16 protein-coding genes are annotated in these 16,169 nt (G+C 63.5%); 6 read left to right on the plus strand and 10 right to left on the minus strand.

All coding sequences use genetic code 11. The features are described 5' to 3' along the window. Positions 1-318, minus strand: a complete 318-nt coding sequence (locus QNA11_RS05195; protein ID WP_202071684.1) for a DUF5132 domain-containing protein — start codon at positions 316-318, stop codon at positions 1-3. A gap of 311 nt (positions 319-629) precedes the next feature. On the opposite strand from QNA11_RS05195, the gene QNA11_RS05200 reads away from it, so the two are divergent. Both QNA11_RS05200 and QNA11_RS05205 read left to right on the plus strand, forming a co-directional pair. After that, the gene (locus QNA11_RS05200; RefSeq protein WP_283482206.1) at positions 630-2,987 is read left to right on the plus strand and encodes an Orn/Lys/Arg family decarboxylase; all 2,358 of its coding nucleotides are present in this window, start codon (positions 630-632) and stop codon (positions 2,985-2,987) included. 101 nt (positions 2,988-3,088) lie between these two features. Next, positions 3,089-3,673, plus strand: coding sequence for a GNAT family N-acetyltransferase (locus tag QNA11_RS05205; RefSeq protein ID WP_283482207.1), 585 nt, complete (start codon positions 3,089-3,091; stop codon positions 3,671-3,673). Here QNA11_RS05205 and QNA11_RS05210 read toward each other — a convergent pair. The 7 genes from QNA11_RS05210 to QNA11_RS05240 form a co-directional block, all read right to left on the minus strand. Beyond that, positions 3,670-4,452 carry a tRNA nucleotidyltransferase gene (locus QNA11_RS05210; RefSeq protein ID WP_283482208.1) on the minus strand — a complete coding sequence of 261 codons (783 nt, stop codon included), beginning with the start codon at positions 4,450-4,452 and terminating at the stop codon, positions 3,670-3,672. The two genes, QNA11_RS05205 and QNA11_RS05210, sit on opposite strands and share 4 nt — an antisense overlap. A 413-nt stretch (positions 4,453-4,865) precedes the next feature. Beyond that, positions 4,866-5,243, minus strand: coding sequence for a hypothetical protein (locus tag QNA11_RS05215; RefSeq protein ID WP_283482209.1), 378 nt, complete (start codon positions 5,241-5,243; stop codon positions 4,866-4,868). A 156-nt stretch (positions 5,244-5,399) separates the two neighbouring features. Beyond that, positions 5,400-5,975: a YdeI/OmpD-associated family protein gene (locus tag QNA11_RS05220; RefSeq protein ID WP_330084838.1), complete on the minus strand. Its 576-nt coding sequence runs from the start codon at positions 5,973-5,975 to the stop codon at positions 5,400-5,402. Positions 5,976-6,049: 74 nt separating this feature from the next. Continuing rightward, positions 6,050-6,907 carry a patatin-like phospholipase family protein gene (locus tag QNA11_RS05225; RefSeq protein ID WP_283482210.1) on the minus strand — a complete coding sequence of 286 codons (858 nt, stop codon included), beginning with the start codon at positions 6,905-6,907 and terminating at the stop codon, positions 6,050-6,052. 39 nt (positions 6,908-6,946) lie between these two features. Next, the gene (locus QNA11_RS05230; RefSeq protein WP_283482211.1) at positions 6,947-7,435 is read right to left on the minus strand and encodes a DUF2165 family protein; all 489 of its coding nucleotides are present in this window, start codon (positions 7,433-7,435) and stop codon (positions 6,947-6,949) included. Then, positions 7,432-8,562, minus strand: coding sequence for a GNAT family N-acetyltransferase (locus tag QNA11_RS05235; RefSeq protein ID WP_283482212.1), 1,131 nt, complete (start codon positions 8,560-8,562; stop codon positions 7,432-7,434). Before QNA11_RS05235 ends, QNA11_RS05230 begins: the two co-directional genes overlap by 4 nt. Continuing rightward, positions 8,559-9,503: a hypothetical protein gene (locus QNA11_RS05240; RefSeq protein ID WP_283482213.1), complete on the minus strand. Its 945-nt coding sequence runs from the start codon at positions 9,501-9,503 to the stop codon at positions 8,559-8,561. Before QNA11_RS05240 ends, QNA11_RS05235 begins: the two co-directional genes overlap by 4 nt. 82 nt (positions 9,504-9,585) lie before the next feature. Here QNA11_RS05240 and QNA11_RS05245 point away from each other — a divergent pair, with 82 nt between their 5' ends. The 3 genes from QNA11_RS05245 (at position 9,586) to QNA11_RS05255 (ending at position 12,424) form a co-directional block, all read left to right on the plus strand. Further along, positions 9,586-10,290, plus strand: coding sequence for a glutathione S-transferase N-terminal domain-containing protein (locus QNA11_RS05245; RefSeq protein WP_202071674.1), 705 nt, complete (start codon positions 9,586-9,588; stop codon positions 10,288-10,290). Positions 10,291-10,665: 375 nt separating this feature from the next. Continuing rightward, on the plus strand, positions 10,666-11,349 hold the full coding sequence (locus QNA11_RS05250) for an orotate phosphoribosyltransferase (RefSeq protein ID WP_283482214.1): 684 nt from the start codon (positions 10,666-10,668) through the stop codon (positions 11,347-11,349). Between the two features lie 430 nt (positions 11,350-11,779). Beyond that, positions 11,780-12,424 (plus strand): M15 family metallopeptidase, encoded by a 645-nt coding sequence (locus QNA11_RS05255; protein WP_283482215.1) that lies wholly within the window; start codon positions 11,780-11,782, stop codon positions 12,422-12,424. An 890-nt stretch (positions 12,425-13,314) separates the two neighbouring features. Here QNA11_RS05255 and QNA11_RS05260 read toward each other — a convergent pair. Then, positions 13,315-13,716, minus strand: a complete 402-nt coding sequence (locus QNA11_RS05260; protein ID WP_283482216.1) for a type II toxin-antitoxin system death-on-curing family toxin — start codon at positions 13,714-13,716, stop codon at positions 13,315-13,317. Beyond that, positions 13,713-13,961, minus strand: a complete 249-nt coding sequence (locus tag QNA11_RS05265) for an AbrB/MazE/SpoVT family DNA-binding domain-containing protein (RefSeq protein WP_202071670.1) — start codon at positions 13,959-13,961, stop codon at positions 13,713-13,715. Before QNA11_RS05265 ends, QNA11_RS05260 begins: the two co-directional genes overlap by 4 nt. 104 nt (positions 13,962-14,065) lie before the next feature. On the opposite strand from QNA11_RS05265, the gene recG reads away from it, so the two are divergent. Further along, positions 14,066-16,168, plus strand: a complete 2,103-nt coding sequence (recG, locus tag QNA11_RS05270) for an ATP-dependent DNA helicase RecG (RefSeq protein ID WP_283482217.1) — start codon at positions 14,066-14,068, stop codon at positions 16,166-16,168. Position 16,169 lies beyond the last annotated feature (1 nt).

Raw genomic sequence — 16,169 nt, forward strand, 5'->3', positions numbered from 1 at the left:
TCACGCCCCTTCCGAGGTCGGCTGCGGCGTCGTTTCGGCGGCGGCCCCGCCTTCCTCGGGCTTCGGGCCGGCCGACTTGCGGGCCTGCGCCATCGTGGCGGCAAATATGTCGGAAGCCGCCTCCGCCTTCGCCTCAGCGAAGAGATCCTCGGCCGTTTCCATCAAATGCGCGCCCTGCACACGCGCTTCGTGCAAGGCCAGGACGGCGGCCTTCAGGGCGGCCTTGGCGACGGGCCGCACGCGGTTTCCCTCTCGATCGAACAGGAGCGCCGCTGCGGCGCCGGCCGCCACGCCTAACGCAAATCCCCACGGCTTCATGAAGCTTCTCCCGGTCGGAAACCAAGGCGTTCCAATTTAAGCGCGACCATGACGCGCTCGTGACGAGCGCAAATACTGCCGTTCGTCGCCCGCACCGTCCGACGCTGTCGCAAATGTTATAGGACAGTCGGCGTTTTACGAAAGCGCGGCAGATCTCGCCTTCCCCGATAATTAACGCATGTTGGCCTAGCGTCTTCCCGTCTGACAAGCTAACGGCGCGCACTGTCACGATTGCGTCACGCAAGAAGTGTCTGCGAACCGTCGACAGCGCGGCTCAGCTTAACGCGCGCTTTCCGAATGGACGGCATTGGATGGACTTTTCCCAGCGCTTCACCTTCCTCTTCTCCGCGCCCAATTTCGAGGCAGACGACCTCGAAGGCCTGCGCGTCAATCAGATCATCGCGGCCATCGAGCGCATGGGCTTTCAGGTCGTCCGGGCGCGGCGATTGGAGGACGCCGAGATCGTCGTGCAGACGGACGCCGCGATCGGATGCCTTGTCGTCGACTGGGGCAAGAGGGGGATAGAGGGCAAGACCGCCTCGCTCATCGATCTGATGCGTAAGCGCGGCCTCGATATGCCGATCGTCCTGCTCATCCGCCGCAAGCGTTTCGAGGATATTCCCGTCGAGGTGCTCGACTTCATCGACGGCTATGTGTTCCTGGCGGAGGAGACGCCGGAGTTCATCGCCAAGAACCTCGTCTCGCGGCTCAAGCAATATGCCGACACGCTGAAAACGCCTTTCTTCGGCGCCATTGTCGATTACGCGGAAGAAGGCAATCAGCTCTGGACCTGCCCCGGCCATAATGGCGGCATTTTCTACAGCCGCAGCCCGATCGGCCGCATCTTCATGGAGCATCTCGGCGAAGCCGTGTTCCGCGACGATCTGGACAATTCCGTCGTCGAGCTCGGAGACCTCCTCACCCACGAAGGCCCGGCGCTCAAGGCGCAGAAGGCGGCGGCCGAAATCTTCGGGGCGGAGAAGACCTATTTCGTGCTCAACGGCACGTCCACATCGAACAAGGTCGTCCTCACCAATCTCGTGGCCGAAGGCGATCTCGTGCTCTTCGACCGCAACAATCACAAGGCCGCGCATCATGGCGCGTTGCTCTTGAGCGGCGGCGTGCCGATCTTTCTCCCCACCACGCGCAACGCCTTCGGCCTGATCGGCCCCATCGACCACAAAGCCTTCGACGAAGAGACGCTGCGCGCGCGCATTCGCGATAATCCGCTCGTCAAGGACAAGGACGCCTGGCGCAAGGAGCGGCCCTTCCGCGTCGCGGTGATCGAACAATGCACCTATGACGGCACAATCTATGACGCCGAATGGATCGTGAAGAAGATCGGCCATTTGTGCGACTACATCCTCTTCGACGAGGCCTGGGCGGGCTTCATGAAATTCCACCCGCTTTACGAGCGGCGCTTCGCCATGGGGCTCAAAAATCTCAACGAGGCTTCTCCCGGCGTCGTCGCCACCCAATCCACGCATAAGCAGCTCGCGAGCTTCTCGCAGGCGTCGCAGATTCATGTGCGCGATCGGCATATCAAGGGCCAGAGGCGCCGCGTCGAGCACAAGCGCTTCAACGAAGGCTTCATGCAGCACGCCTCGACCTCGCCCTTCTATCCGCTGTTCGCCTCGCTCGATGTCGGCGCGCAGATGATGAAAGGCCGCTCCGGCGAAGTTCTGTGGGACGACACCGTTCGTCTCGGCGTCGAGTTGCGCAAGAAGCTGCGCGCCGTGCGCCGTGAATTCGAGGACAAGGAGAAAGACCCGGCGCGGCGCTGGTTCTTCGATCCCTTCGTTCCCGACAAGGTTTCCATTCCCGACGCCGCGCGCGAAACCGGCGCGCATCAAGTCGGCTGGGAAATGGTCTCCACCGAACAGCTCTCGCGCAACGCCGCCTTTTGGGAGCTTGCGCCGGGCGCGGGCTGGCATGGTTTCCAGGACATGGCGCCGGGCTTTGCGATCACCGATCCCTGCAAGCTTACCTTGCTCACGCCAGGATTCGATCGCAGCACGGGCGCCTATGAGGATCATGGCGTCCCGGCCCCGATCGTCGCGCAATATTTGCGCGAGAACCGCATCGTGCCGGAGAAGAACGATCTCAACTCGCTCCTCTTCCTGCTGACGCCGGGCGTCGAGTCGAGCAAGGCCGGCACGCTCGTTTCCGCGCTCGTCGCATTCAAGCGGCTGCACGACGACAATGCGATTTTGCAGGACGTCATTCCGGAATTCGTCGCGCGGCGGCCGGGCCGCTACAAGGGCGCGCGGCTGCGCGATCTCTGCGGCGATATGCATCGCTTCTTCAAGGAAGCGGGCGTCAGCGCTTTGCAGCGCGCGCAATTTGCGCGCGAGCATCTGCCCGACATGGCGATGACGCCGCGCGAGGCCTATCTGCATCTCGTGCGCAACAACGTCGATTATCTGACGCTCGATGAAATCGAGGGGCGGGTCGCGACGACGCTCTGGGTCATCTACCCGCCGGGCATCGCCACCATCGTTCCCGGCGAGCGCCTCGGCGACAAAGCGCGGCCCATGTTGAACTATCTGAAAATGTTCGAGCGCAGCGCCAATCAATTCCCCGGCTTCGACTACGAAATTCAGGGGCTCTATAAGGAAATCGACGCACAAGGCAGGCTGCGTCTCTACACCTATGTCGTGAGCGAATAATACGGGATCGGCTTGATGGGTTCAGTGTTATTCCCGACGCTCGCTTGAGCGAGCGATCGGGAATGACACGCGCCAATGCGAGCTATGCAAACGGAAATGGTATGACACTGGAGTCGGAGAGAACCGCGATTGCAGAGGCCGAGCGTTCGGCGATCGTCGTAAGGCCCTCGCGCGACGACGACGTCGACGCCATGCTGGCGATCTATCTGCATCACATCCGCAAGGGGCTCGATCCGTCCGAGGCGCCGCTCTACGACACGCCGCAGAAAGACGACCTCAAGCGGCGTCGGAAGAATATGGGCAAGCATCGCCTGCCCCATCTCGTCGCGGAGCTCGACGGCGCCGTGATCGGTTACGCCTATGCCGTGCCGTTTCGGAAGCGGCCGGCCTATCGCTATGTCGTCAAGCACTCGATCTATGTCGACCCGAGCCATTTGCATCGCGGCGTCGGCCGCCTTTTGCTACCGGCGCTGATCGACGCTTGCGCGGCGGCGGGCTACCGCCAGCTTATCGGTTATATCGACGCGGCGAACGAAGCCTCGCTGAGGCTCCACAAGGCCTGCGGCTTCGTGCAGGCGGGCTATCTCTCGTCGGTCGGCTTCAAATATGGCCGCTGGACAGACTCGGTGATCATGCAGCGCTCGCTCGGCCCCGGCGCGTCGACGCCGCCGGGCGCGCCGCTTTAAGCGTCGGACCAACGTAAAGAACGAAACGCCCGCGCAATCGCCTCGGCGCGCGCCATTGTTTGGTCTTCAGCGGCGTGGTCGGCGTCAGTGCAGGCTTCGAACGCAATGTCGAGCAAGGCCGATTTCTGATAGACTTGGCCCGAGCGGCCCGGATGGGCGCAAAAGTCGCAAGCGCACACCGTCATGAGCTGGCGGAACCGCTCCGGCGCATCAAAGGCCCCGAGGCGTTCGAGCATCGCCGCGACGGGCCCGGCGCGCATTTTCGAGACGCGATGCACGCGTTCGCATTCGGCCAGCGCCACAAGCGCCAGCTCCTTGCAGTCCTCAGGCGCTTCGAAGCGCGCACAGAGCGCCTCGATGCGTGGGCGTCCGCGTTCGACATGCTTGTAATGGACCGGAAGATGCTCACGCGGGGAATCGGACTTGCCGATATTCATCAGCAGTAGAGCGAAACGCACCGGCAAGGACGCATTCCTGAGGGCCGCCTCGTCGAGCGCCTGCAACATATGCTCGCCGAGATCGACCTGCGCCGGCTCGTCCGACAGTTGCGGAACGCCGAAAATTGCGGCCACCTCAGGAAGTATCTGATAAAGCGCGCCGCACTCGCGCAAAGCCCCGATCATTCTGGAAGGGGATTGGCACATCATCCCGCGAACCAGCTCCGGCCATATGTGGGACGCCTCCACGCCGGCCAGAGCCCCCGCCTCTACCTGAGCGGACATGAGGCTCAGCGCTTCGTCGTCGGGATCGGTCTGCGATTCCGCAAAGAGCGTCGCCATGCGCAGAACGCCCAGCCCAGGATCAGTCTGGATGAAATCTGCCGAATTTGGAGGCTGGGATTGGGGTTTCATCGGAGCGGGGCCCTTGCTTTCCGCCCGCATGCTTCCTTGCGGCCGGAATGCGCACGAACGAATGGCTCCCTAGCAAACGCCTTGCCGTGCGCGGCAAGATACGGGAGCGACCCCCGCCGCGAAACAAGCACGCTTCGCGCCGGGGGCCCAGGCTCGGCGCCGCTGCCGTGGACACTTGGGGGTGCGCGGCGTCGAGCCCTTGGACCGCGAGCCTTCAGGCTCGCCGCCGCGAATGCGCGCCTGAAGGCGCGCGGTCCATTCTTAAGCTGCCGCCTTGTCGCGCTCATGACTCCAATGTTGCTCGCTCATGTCCGAAAGGCGCCAAAAGCGCAGCTCTCCCCTCACCTGCAATAATGCGAGGGGCGGACCCGCTGATAACGCACGAGGTCGCCGCCGGGGCTGGCGTTGATCTCGCTCGCGACGCACCGGCGCCCGACGCGCGCGAAGGGCGTCGTATAGCCCCACGGATACTCCGCCGCGCTCATCGGATAGCCGGCGACGGGATCGACATCCCAAGGCGCCGAAAGCCCCCAATCCCGAACGGCAGGCGCGCGCGACCAATCCTCCCGATCCCAACCCTCCTCGAGCCAGGGGCCGAGGACAGTCGGACCATGCGCGCGCGGGACGCGCCCGCGAAAGCCGGCGTCGGCGCTGGAGGCCGCCAAAAGAGGAAGCGCCGCCGACACGAGACAGACAGCCAAGGACGCAAGAAAGCGCATGATAACCTCCGCACTCGAGCCAACCATATCAGCGCCCCAAGAGCAGCGGAGAATTCCGCCGCGTAGCTACCCGCTTCGACAAGTTCACCGCCAACTTCTTCCCCTCAGGCGCGCGCTCGCAGCCGCCATCGCGTTTTGGACCTGATCGGCTCCGCTTCAGTGAAAGCGCTCGCCGCGATCAAGCTGGGCAAGGATTTGCGACAACCTCTTGGCGCGCGTCTCAGGGCGCTTGGCCGTGTGAAGCCTATAGTAGATCGAATAGAGATTCTTGCGATCCAGCGTCTGGTAGAGGGCCTTGGCGGCCGGCATCACCTCCAGAGCATCCAGAAAGTCTTGCGGGATGGTCATGGAGGCTGATCCTTCGTAGCCGCTGTCCCACCGACCATCAGCCTTTGCAGCCTCGACATGAGCGAGGCCCGCAGGCGTCATCCGCCCCTCTGCGATGAGCCGCGTCGCATGTTCGCGGTTCTTGGCGGACCAGTTTGATTTCTGTTTTCGAGGCGTTAGGCGTTGCAGAAACGACGCCTCATCCAGCGGCAGCTTCTGTCCATCGATCCAGCCAAAGCGAATTGCTTCGATCACGCAGTCTGTCCACGTCACCGACTGCTTGCCGGCCCCCTTCTTGAAGATTTGCACCCAAACCTCACTGCTGCACTGATGATGGCCCATCAACCACTCGCTCAATTCTGCAGCATTCTGGAAGGCAATCGAATCCCGTTTGCTCTTAGACATGTTTTGAGATTAGCAGAATTGAGAATATGTCGTAAGCGAACCGACTGAAGCATCGCTAGCACGCTTCCAGCGCGCTAATGCCGGTGGTGATGCGGCGCGAGCTGCGACGAGGCCGCGCGCAAAGTGAGACCGCCGCCTTCGATCCATTTTTGCGTCGAGAGAGTCGCGCGCGTCATCAGCCGTTCCGACTGCGAGAAATCGTAAGGAGAGACGTCGAGCGGGCAGAGCGCGGGCGCCATATGCAGCTCCACGGTCTCCGACAGACGTTCGATGTCGCGGCTCAACTGCCAGGCAATCAGCAGCGTGATGGCGTGGAGCGCACGCGCGACGGCGCCCGACGGCGGGCCTTGCAGATCGCAGGCGTAGCCGGTCGGCAGGATAAATATCTTTGTCGCGCCAAGCGACGCGGCGGCGCGGACCGGCGTATTGGCGGCGACTGCGCCGTCCATCAAAGGCGCGCCGTCGATGTCGACGGTCGGATAGACGCCCGGGACGGCCGCGCTCGCCATGATGGCTTCGACGGCCTTGCCGCGCGACAAGGGAACCGCGACCCCTTGCATGTCGGTCGCCACGAGGCACACGGGCAGCTTGGCCTCCTCCAAGAGGCTGTACGGCAAAGCCTTCTCGACAAGTCGTCGCAGAGGAGAAGGATCGATCAGCGAGTCGCGCCGCTTGATGACCGACAAGGCCGTCGCGAGTGTGAAAGGGAAGATGTCTCTGCGCCGCACCGACGCCCAGATTTTGGCAAGCGACTCGACGCCCTCCGCATCCGGATAGGCGGCAAAGTAACAGGCGTTCAGGGCGCCGACCGACGAGCCGACGACGAAGTCCGGATGGACACCTGCGGCCAGCAGCGCTCTCAGCATGCCGACCTGGATGCAGCCGAGGCTGCCGCCGCCCGCCAGGACAAAGGCCGTTTTCTCTTCGCTCATCAGCTTCCACGCGCCAAGCGGAAGGAAGTTAGCGCGCCTCTAGCTCAATTCCATATCGGCCAGCGCAAGGAAGATCATCGCAACCCCAATGCTGCCGATGAAACGAAACGCCGGCTCATGCATGTTGTAGACGCCGGCGCGCCACATCTGGAACCATTCGCCGATCGCCATGAAACCGAAGAAATAGAGCAGGAAACCGACGCAAAGGCCGGCAAGCGCCAGGCTTTTGGCGTTGTTGAAAGCCGCCGCCCGCCCTGCCCGCGCTTTCCAGAGAATCCACGCGCCCCAGAGCGTGAGCCCGGCGGAAACAAATTCGGTCGCGATAATGAGAAGATAGCAGATGTGATGCAGCGCCGGACTCGAGATCGCGCGCCATTTGAGAGGGCTCGCCGGGATCATATCCATCGAAAGGATGTGCTGCACGACCTCGAAATTCGGGCCGTAGTCCAAGAGATTGTCGAAAGCAACGAGAAGGATCAGGACGCCAGCCGAAAAGGCGATCGCGATCTTCGCCAGCCTGACGATCATGTCGTTGTCTCCTTTGGCCTCGACACAGACAATCTAGCGCCCTGGCGCCCGAAGGAGAACGCGCCTTTTACGCGGGCGAACGACGGCCCGGCGGCGCGAAGCACGCGTTTGACGAAAGGACGCAGCCGGGCGAGCGCGAAGGCCGCCAGGGCGCCGCTCAATGTCCGCGCGACGAAACGCGCCCCGATTTCCATCTCGCCGGTGGCCCAGCCAAGCTTATAGGCGTCGGCGGGCAGCAACATGTCATAGGCGACGAGCCCCTCTTGCGCGCAACGCGCGACGAGGCGGCTCGTCAGCGCCTGGCCCGGCGATCCTTCCGCAAAGCGCTCATCGAAACAACCGAGGAAGGAACGGTAGGCGCCGCCGCCAATAAATCCCAAATCCATCGCGCAAATCTCGCCGCCCACGCGCAGCGCGTTGACTTGCAGGAAGCCGTCTCGCGCCAGCGCCGCGATGAAATCCTCCGCAAATGGATTGGAGAGACCGGCGCTATAGGCGCCCCTGGCGGCGAGCCAGCCGCGCTTGAGCGCAAGCGCGTGGCGCGCGAGACTCTCGCGCTTCGCGGGCGTCTCGGCCTGAGCGAGCGCGAGCGGCCCATTGGCTTCGAGGCGCTTCACGCGACGCTCGATGCTCTTATGTCGTCGCGCCGTTGCGAGACGCAAATCGACATAGGGCGCCGAAAAAGATTCGCCGGCCCGCGTTCCATCTGCCATGACGGCGCCAGTGCGCAGCCGCGTCAGAGCGAAGAGATCGACGTCGCGCCAGCGCATCATCTCCGCTTCCGCGAGCTTGCGCCAATGCATCCGTCCCGCCTCGGCGCGCGCCAGCGCATCGCCATATTGAGTCATGGGTTCGCCCATCCAACGCGCGATGGAAACGCCGAAGCGCGTTTCGATCTGCAGCGGCAGCAACATCACGAGCCGCCCGCTCTCGCGCAGGCAGAGGATGCGGGGCCGGATGCTTGCTCCAGCGACGGCGAGCCAGTTGCGGCACCAGATGAAGCTTTGGAAGCCCGTGGCCTCGGGCGTAGCGTTTTCCAGCTCCGCCCATTCGGCGGCGAGCGCGTCGATGGCCTCGAGCGTCTCGACGCGCTCCAGGCGATAGGACGAGGCGGCCGATGCGCTCATTTCATCACCTGATACGGCGCGACGTCGCGAAAGCCCATCTCAGCCGCAGGATCGACCCGGAAGTCGATCGTCAGAGGCGCAACTGTGCGGCCGGCAAGTTTGCGCCAGCCCTTATGCGCGGCCGTCAAAGCAAGCTTGCCCCAAAAATCCGGGCCGGTCGTCGCGCGAGAAAGATCGCGGCCGCCAAGGAGCGGCCTCAACAGAGCGTTGGCGTAATCGACGACATAGCCGTCGCGCAGCTCATTCGTCCAATGCTCCGTCGTGAACGAGACATTGACGCAATCGGCGTTGCGAACGCGGTGCGGGGCGTTACGGGGCCACGTCGTCCAGTCGCCCGGCAGAAGTTCGAAAGTTTCGGCGCCCGCCTCATATGCCGGGTCATAGGGAAGGTCCGTGTCGGCCGCGCGCCCAAGGACGATATTCTCGATCTTGTTTTGCGGCAGATAGGGCGCGCGCGGCGGATAGACCCAGACGCGCTTCTTGCCCCTCACCTGCCAAAGACTCTGGCCGGGAACGTCGGCGTGCAGGGCGACATTCATGTTCGGGGACGAAATCAGCACGCTCATCGAGCGCTTGTAGCTGCGAAAGCCGGGCACATGGCCCTCGATGTCGGCGAACAGGTCTCCCAGAAAATCGTCGTAGGTTTCAAAGGCTTCGTGCACGCGCTGAAGGTGAACCCAGATATTTCCCCGCGCCACCGCCGCCATCACCTCGCGTCCGGAGAGCCCGGACATGTCGCCCTCACGCCATTTGCGTGGGTCGGTTTCCTCGCGGGCTATGGTATTTACGTGGAATCGCTCGCGGGGCGTCGCTTCGATCAGACGCTCCAGCGCCGCGTCGGAGAACAGCGGGTGGTCCGCCAGCCTGTGCCGCAACAGCATCGGTTTTCGGCCGAACGCCGTCATCTGATCGGGGCGCCATTCTGTAAGAATTTTGGTCATCGCAGTGCTTGAGCCCGTGGAAATTCACGACAGGCTAGCGCTCGAAAAGGAAATAAAAGGTGGATGCGGCAAGGAGTCTCCTATGATCGACCTCTATTACTGGCCTACCCCGAACGGCCATAAGATCACGATCTTCCTGGAGGAGACGGGTCTGGCCTATCGCATCAAGCCGGTGGACATCGGCAAAGGCGATCAGTTCAAGCCAGAGTTTCTGGCCATTTCGCCCAACAACCGCATGCCGGCGATCATCGACCGGACGCCTGCCGACGGCGGGCCCGAGGTCACGCTGTTCGAGTCCGGAGCGATCCTTCTCTATCTCGCCGAGAAGACCGGCCGGCTGCTTCCTACGGACCTGCGCGAACGCATGCGCGCCCTGCAATGGCTGTTCTGGCAGGTTGGCGGGCTCGGCCCGATGGCGGGGCAAAACCACCACTTCGCCAAATATGCGCCGGCGCGTATCCCCTACGCCATCGAGCGCTACCGCAACGAGACCAACCGCCTCTATGGCGTGCTGGATCGCGAGCTCGCCAAATCGCCCTATGTCGCCGGCGACTATTCGATCGCGGACATCGCCTGCTATCCCTGGATCGTGCCGCACGCCGACCAGGGCCAGGATCTGGACGACTTCCCCCATCTCAAGCGCTGGTTCGAATCGATCAAGACCCGGCCGGCGGTCGTCCGCGCCTATGCAGCCGGCGCGCCCTATGAGCGCAAAGGCCCGGATTTCTCCGCGCTGGAGCGCGAGATTCTTTTCGGCCAGACGGCCGAGCGGCCGGACGCGAAATAGGCTATAGGCGGGGCGCCAGGAAAATGGCCGGGCCCCCCTCTCCCCTTTACGGGCCGAAGGAGTCACACATCTCGGGGCCGTCATGGCCGGGCTTGTCCCGGCCACCCACGCCGAGGGGCGCAGCCGAACAGGACGCGTTATTCGCTATGGATAAAGTTAATGTAGAGCTTGGGATGCTCGCACCGACGCAAACATTCCGATGACGATGAATGCCCCGCATCAGCTATCGCTGCATGGCGTGGATGGCCGGGACAAGCCCGGCCATGACGAGGGCGGCGACGTGAAGATGTGTGTGTGCATGCGGGCCATGCGCCCCACCCCATGATTGCTCTACGCCTGACGCTCAGCGAAACACCAAGGAGACCTAGCCGCGCCATGTCCAACGACCGTCAATTCTACGCCCAGGAAACCGCCAAGGCGCTCATCGAGGTGCAGGCCGTGCTCGTCAATGTCGAGAAGCCTTTCATCACCACGGCAGGATGGGCGTCGCCGGTCTATATCGACATGCGCAAGGTCATCAGCTTCCCGCGCCTGCGCCGCCGCCTGACGGAATTCGCCGCGCGCACGATCGAGCGCGACATCGGCTATGAATCCCTCGACGTGGTGGCGGGCGGCGAGACGGCGGGCATTCCCTTCGCCGCCTGGGTGTCCGACAGCCTGATGCTGCCGATGCAATATGTCCGCAAGAAGCCCAAGGGCTTCGGCCGCAACGCCCGCATCGAGGGCGATCTTCACGAGAACGGCCGCGCTCTGCTGGTCGAGGATCTCGCCACCGACGGCGGCTCCAAGAAGGATTTCGTGCAGGCGCTGCGCGACGCCGGGCAGCGCTGCGAGCATGTGTTCGTGTTTTTCTTCTACGACATCTTCGCCGGCGCCCGGGACGATATGGGCAAGCTCGGCGTCGAGCTGCATTATCTCGCCACCTGGCGCGACGTGCTGGCGGTAGCGCGGGAGCACGGCTATTTCCCCGAGCATACGCTGAAAGAGATCGAGGCCTTCATCGCCGATCCCATCGCGTGGTCGGCCGCGCATGGCGGCGCGGACAAGCCGAAGGCTTAAACCACCCACGACCTCTGCCAAACGTCATTGCGAGCGAAGCGAAGCAATCCAGAGCCCCATCCCGGCTCTAGGTTGCTTCGTCGCTGACGGTCCTCGCAACGACGGGCCTTCAATAGCAACTGATGAACTCCCGATAGCCCCAGCCGAGCCGCACACAGGGAATCACCGCCGTCATTGCGAGGAGGCGGAGCCGACGAAGCAATCCAGGGCCGCATCGCCCGCCCTGGATTGCTTCGCTTCGCTCGCAATGACGGGCTCTGGGCAAAGCAAGCGCTCTTGTGGCTCTGGACACGCGCGCGATGCGCGCTGTTCAAACGGGAATGGCGCCGAACCAATCAAGCGGAACTCGTATCAGTCTCGGGCCTCCTCGATCTGCGCAATCGGCTATGATCGCCCCGCGCGCCTTTGCGCGGGCGCATGAGAGCTTCCGATGAACAAGACCGCCCCTTTCGCCTGCCTCCTCGCCCTCGCCGCCACGACCGCCCGCGCCGAGCCGCCGCCCGGCTTCGCGCCCCTCGCGGAGGTTGCGCCAGACATTGCGCAGGACATGCGCTATGCGGGGTCGGATAATTTCACCGGCCATCCCGTTCCCGGCTATCGCGCACCGCAATGCTGGCTGCGCGCCGAGGCCGCCAGGGCGCTTGCCGCCGCGCAGGCCGACGCGAAGGCCCAGGGCTTTTCTCTCGTCGTCTATGACTGCTACCGGCCCATGCGCGCCGTCGCCTCATTCGTCGACTGGTCGCGCAACGCCGACCAGCAAACCAAGCCCGCCTATTATCCGAATCTCGACAAAAGCCAGCTTTTTGCGCAAGGCTATATCGCCGCGCAATCCACCCATTCGACCGGCCTCGCCGTCGATCTCGGCGTCGTCGGCTGGAATTTCGGCACGCCCTTCGATTTCTTCGATCCGCGCTCCTGGACGAAATCCAAAGTCGCCGGAGACGCCCGCGCGCATCGCGACGCGCTGGTCGCGCTGATGAAACGCCACGGCTTCGAGCATTATCCGCGCGAATGGTGGCATTACGCGTTTAAAAACGCCGGAGAAGCGCGGGCCCACGACGAGGAGGTGAAATAAACCGACGCGCTCTTTGCCGTCGCCGCCGAGAGCGCATCCCGCAAAAGTTGATACATTTTTGCGGAAGGATTGCGCTCCAGCTTTTTGAAACTGCGCGATTTCTCATCGCGCGCATGATTCCATGCGAGCGGAAAAGCGCCTAGCCACTGGGTGGTCAGTGAAATGAAAAACTCTGTCCAACCGAAGCGGCGCCACAGCTTTCTGGCCCGCGAGACGACGCAATGATGAGTTGCGCGACGGACGTATGCACAGGCGTTGAGCCGGAAGCGGCGACGACCGTAATGCTTCCGCCGGGATTTACGCGAAATTCCACTTGAGCAGTTCCAGGCCCAAGTCCTGTCGCCCGCGGCGTATGATCTCGGATCGACTCTGCGATGCTCCAAAGGCACGTCGTTTGCTGCTCACTGGCGCCGCTAGACGCTGCGGCCCCATGGCCAGCATGCCTTGCGCGCGCAAGGGCTGCCGCAGGGAGCAGGAAACCAATCAGAACGAATATGAACAAGCGTCTCATCTATCTTCTTTCCGAAAAGGGAGTTGGGTGGTCAGATAACGACCGCAGATTACGGGAGCAACTTTCGAATGGCGAGCCCTTTGGCTCTCCTATCAGGGCTCGGAAATCCAGGTTAACAAACCCGATGTCGCCGCGTCATGCCCACGCTTGTCGCGAGCATCCACGCGAGGACATTGCCACGCGCGGGGAGTAGAAGCGGCGTTGCTCCCGCTCATATTCTCGAGCTTTTCGCGTCGGTAAGGCATGAATGGCCGCGACAAGCGCGGCTATGATGCCGGAACGCCCCTGCTCGTTAACCCGAATTCGGAGCTTTGACCTCCGATGGCGTCATGCGCCTGACCGAGGGGCCGCCGGCATTGCCGCTTCCGTGTTTCGCCGATCACGCCTCCCCATTCTGCGCCCGACAATTCTCCCGAATCCAGGCCGCCAAAGTCATTTCGTCGATCTCGCGATTGGCGAATTGCGAGACCAGAACGAAACATTCCTCGTCGCTCGCCGTCAGCTCAAAGCCATTATCCACAAGAAATAGCTCCATCGCCACGAGCGCGACGCGCTTTTTGCCGTCGACGAAAGGATGGCAGCGGATGAAACCGGCGGCGTTGGCCGCTGCAAGGCGCGCGGCGTCGCACCCCGCCTCCTTTCGCGCAGTGTCTTTCGGGCGCATGATTGCGTTCGTCAGCGCGGCTTCACTGATAACGCCGACGGCGCCGCCATGCGCCGCAAGCGCCTCCTCGTGAATCGCCAGCGCAATATTGCGGTCGAGAAAGCGCCAGGCGCTCATTTTGCGAGCTGGCGCAGCGCATTGTGACGCTGGCTGATGATGCGCCGCGCCAGCGCTGCGCGGCGTTCGAAATCCGGATCGCTCTTCGTGATTCGATAGCCCTCGGGCGAGCGCGTCAGATACAGCCGGTCGCCTTTTTCGACCGCGAGATCGGCGACGATCTCGCGCGGCAGCACCACGCCGAGGGAATTGCCGATACGGATGACCTTGAGAGCGCCGAAGGCTTCGCCATTTTTCTCAGTCACGTTCGAACTCTCGTATTAACAAACGTCGTTAATACGAAAGTTAAAACATGCCGATGACGGCGGCAACATGACAAATGGCCGCCGGTGGATAAACTGCCCGCCCCATGCGCCCCGATATCCTCGCTCCGCTCTTTGGCCGCATTGCAGCCCTTCCCGGCGTCGGTCCGAAGACCGCGCCGCTTTTCGATCGTCTGTTGGCCAGACCCGGCCAGCAGGCGCGCCTTGTCGATATTCTGTTCCATCTGCCCACGAACATCATCGACCGCAGCCAGCGCCCGACCATCGCCGAGGCGCCTCTGGAGACCATGGTGGTCATCCAGGCGCGCGTCGTCGCGCATCGCCGGCCGCAGGGGCGCTACGCCAAGCAGCCGTATCGAGTGCTCGTCGAGGACGACACGGGCGATGTGGAGCTCGTCTTCTTTCTGGCCAACGCCGACTGGATCGAACGCAGCCTGCCGCTGGGAGCAACGCGCTGGATCTCGGGCCGCATCGAGCTTTACGACGGCCGCCGCCAGATGGTGCACCCAGACCGCGTGCTCGACGAGGCCGGCCTCGCCAAATTGCCGCCCTATGAAGCGGTTTATGGACTGACCGAAGGGTTGCAGGCGCGCTTTGTTACGAGGGCGACGGAAGAGGCGTTGGCGCGCCTTCCTGCGCTGCCCGAATGGCAGGAGCCAACCGTGCTCGCCGCCAATAAGCTCCCTGCCTTCGCCGACGCCCTGCGCACGGCGCATCGTCCGGACAGCCCCACGGCTTTGTCGCCGCAGCATCCGGCGCGCCAGCGCCTGGCGCTCGACGAATTGCTCGCAAGCCAGCTCGCGTTGCGGCTCATGCGCGCGAAAATGCGCCGTCTGCCGGGCCGGGAGAACAAAGGCGACGGGCGCATCTCGCACGCAATCGAGGCCGCCCTTCCCTTCCGCCTCACCGGCGCGCAGCAACGCGCGCTCGCCGATATTCGCGCCGACCTCGCTTCCGAGATGCGCATGCTGCGGCTTGTCCAGGGCGACGTCGGCTCCGGCAAGACGGTTGTCGCGGCCCTCGCCATGGCGAGCGTCGTCGAATGTGGGCGACAGGCGGCCTTGATGGCGCCGACCGAAATCCTGGCGCGCCAGCATTACGAACGCCTTGCGCCGCTCATGGAGCCTGTGGGCGTGCGCGTGAAGCTTCTCACCGGACGCTTGAAGCAGAGCGAACGCGCCGCGGCCCATGCCGCCATTGCGGGCGGCGAGATCGACGTCGTTGTCGGCACGCACGCGCTGGTGCAGAGCGATCTCGCCTTCCACGATCTCGGCCTTGCCGTCGTCGACGAGCAGCATCGGTTCGGCGTGCAGCAGAGGCTTGCGCTCGGCGCCAAGGGCGCGGCGGTCGATGTGCTGGTGATGACCGCGACGCCCATTCCGCGCACGCTGGCGCTCACGGCGTTCGGCGACATGGACTCCTCGGCCCTCGACGAAAAGCCGCCGGGCCGCACGCCGATCTCCACCCGCGCTCTGCCCGCGTCCCGCATCGGCGAAGTCGTCGCAGGCCTTCAGCGCGCGCTGGCCGAAGGCGCCCGCGCCTATTGGGTATGCCCGCTTGTGGAGGAGAATGAAGACCTCGATCTCGCCGCCGTCGAAGCCCGCGCCGCCGATCTGCGTCATTATTTCGGCGACGCCGTCGGTCTCCTCCACGGACAAATGAAAGGGCCTGAAAAAGACGTGGCCATGGAGGCTTTCCAGCGCGGCGACACGCGCCTGCTCGTCGCCACGACAGTGGTGGAGGTCGGTGTCGACGTGCCCGAAGCGACGATCATGGTGATCGAACACGCCGAGCGCTTCGGCCTTGCGCAATTGCATCAGCTCCGCGGGCGAGTCGGCCGCGGTTCGGGCAAATCGAGCTGCCTTCTGCTCTACAAGGGCCCGCTGAGCGAAGCTGCAAAGGCGCGCCTGATGGTTTTACGTCAGACGGAAGACGGATTCCGTATCGCGGAAGAAGATTTACGGCTCCGTGGCGAAGGTGAATTGCTCGGCACGCGGCAGGCCGGCCTGCCAGGCTTTCGTCTCGCCGATCTCACCGCCCACGCTCGCCTCCTCGCCATTGCGCGAGACGACGCCGAGATCATTCTGAGACGCGACCCAGAACTGACGAGCGAACGCGGCGAGGCGCTACGCGCCCTGCTCTATCTTTTCGAGCGGGATGAAGCGATCAAGCTTTTACGCGCAGGGTAAA

The sequence above is a fragment of the Methylocystis sp. JR02 genome, from assembly GCF_030063565.1.
In the GTDB taxonomy this organism is placed as follows: domain Bacteria; phylum Pseudomonadota; class Alphaproteobacteria; order Rhizobiales; family Beijerinckiaceae; genus Methylocystis; species Methylocystis iwaonis.

What these genes read in the sequence shown, in the direction of transcription:
- QNA11_RS05195 (WP_202071684.1), bottom strand. Translation starts at nt 318, where the DNA reads ATGAAGCCGTGGGGATTTGCGTTAGGCGTGGCGGCCGGCGCCGCAGCG.
- QNA11_RS05200 (WP_283482206.1), top strand. Translation starts at nt 630, where the DNA reads ATGGACTTTTCCCAGCGCTTCACCTTCCTCTTCTCCGCGCCCAATTTC.
- QNA11_RS05205 (WP_283482207.1), top strand. Translation starts at nt 3,089, where the DNA reads ATGACACTGGAGTCGGAGAGAACCGCGATTGCAGAGGCCGAGCGTTCG.
- QNA11_RS05210 (WP_283482208.1), bottom strand. Translation starts at nt 4,452, where the DNA reads ATGGCGACGCTCTTTGCGGAATCGCAGACCGATCCCGACGACGAAGCG.
- QNA11_RS05215 (WP_283482209.1), bottom strand. Translation starts at nt 5,243, where the DNA reads ATGCGCTTTCTTGCGTCCTTGGCTGTCTGTCTCGTGTCGGCGGCGCTT.
- QNA11_RS05220 (WP_330084838.1), bottom strand. Translation starts at nt 5,975, where the DNA reads ATGTCTAAGAGCAAACGGGATTCGATTGCCTTCCAGAATGCTGCAGAA.
- QNA11_RS05225 (WP_283482210.1), bottom strand. Translation starts at nt 6,907, where the DNA reads ATGAGCGAAGAGAAAACGGCCTTTGTCCTGGCGGGCGGCGGCAGCCTC.
- QNA11_RS05230 (WP_283482211.1), bottom strand. Translation starts at nt 7,435, where the DNA reads ATGATCGTCAGGCTGGCGAAGATCGCGATCGCCTTTTCGGCTGGCGTC.
- QNA11_RS05235 (WP_283482212.1), bottom strand. Translation starts at nt 8,562, where the DNA reads ATGAGCGCATCGGCCGCCTCGTCCTATCGCCTGGAGCGCGTCGAGACG.
- QNA11_RS05240 (WP_283482213.1), bottom strand. Translation starts at nt 9,503, where the DNA reads ATGACCAAAATTCTTACAGAATGGCGCCCCGATCAGATGACGGCGTTC.
- QNA11_RS05245 (WP_202071674.1), top strand. Translation starts at nt 9,586, where the DNA reads ATGATCGACCTCTATTACTGGCCTACCCCGAACGGCCATAAGATCACG.
- QNA11_RS05250 (WP_283482214.1), top strand. Translation starts at nt 10,666, where the DNA reads ATGTCCAACGACCGTCAATTCTACGCCCAGGAAACCGCCAAGGCGCTC.
- QNA11_RS05255 (WP_283482215.1), top strand. Translation starts at nt 11,780, where the DNA reads ATGAACAAGACCGCCCCTTTCGCCTGCCTCCTCGCCCTCGCCGCCACG.
- QNA11_RS05260 (WP_283482216.1), bottom strand. Translation starts at nt 13,716, where the DNA reads ATGAGCGCCTGGCGCTTTCTCGACCGCAATATTGCGCTGGCGATTCAC.
- recG (WP_283482217.1), top strand. Translation starts at nt 14,066, where the DNA reads ATGCGCCCCGATATCCTCGCTCCGCTCTTTGGCCGCATTGCAGCCCTT.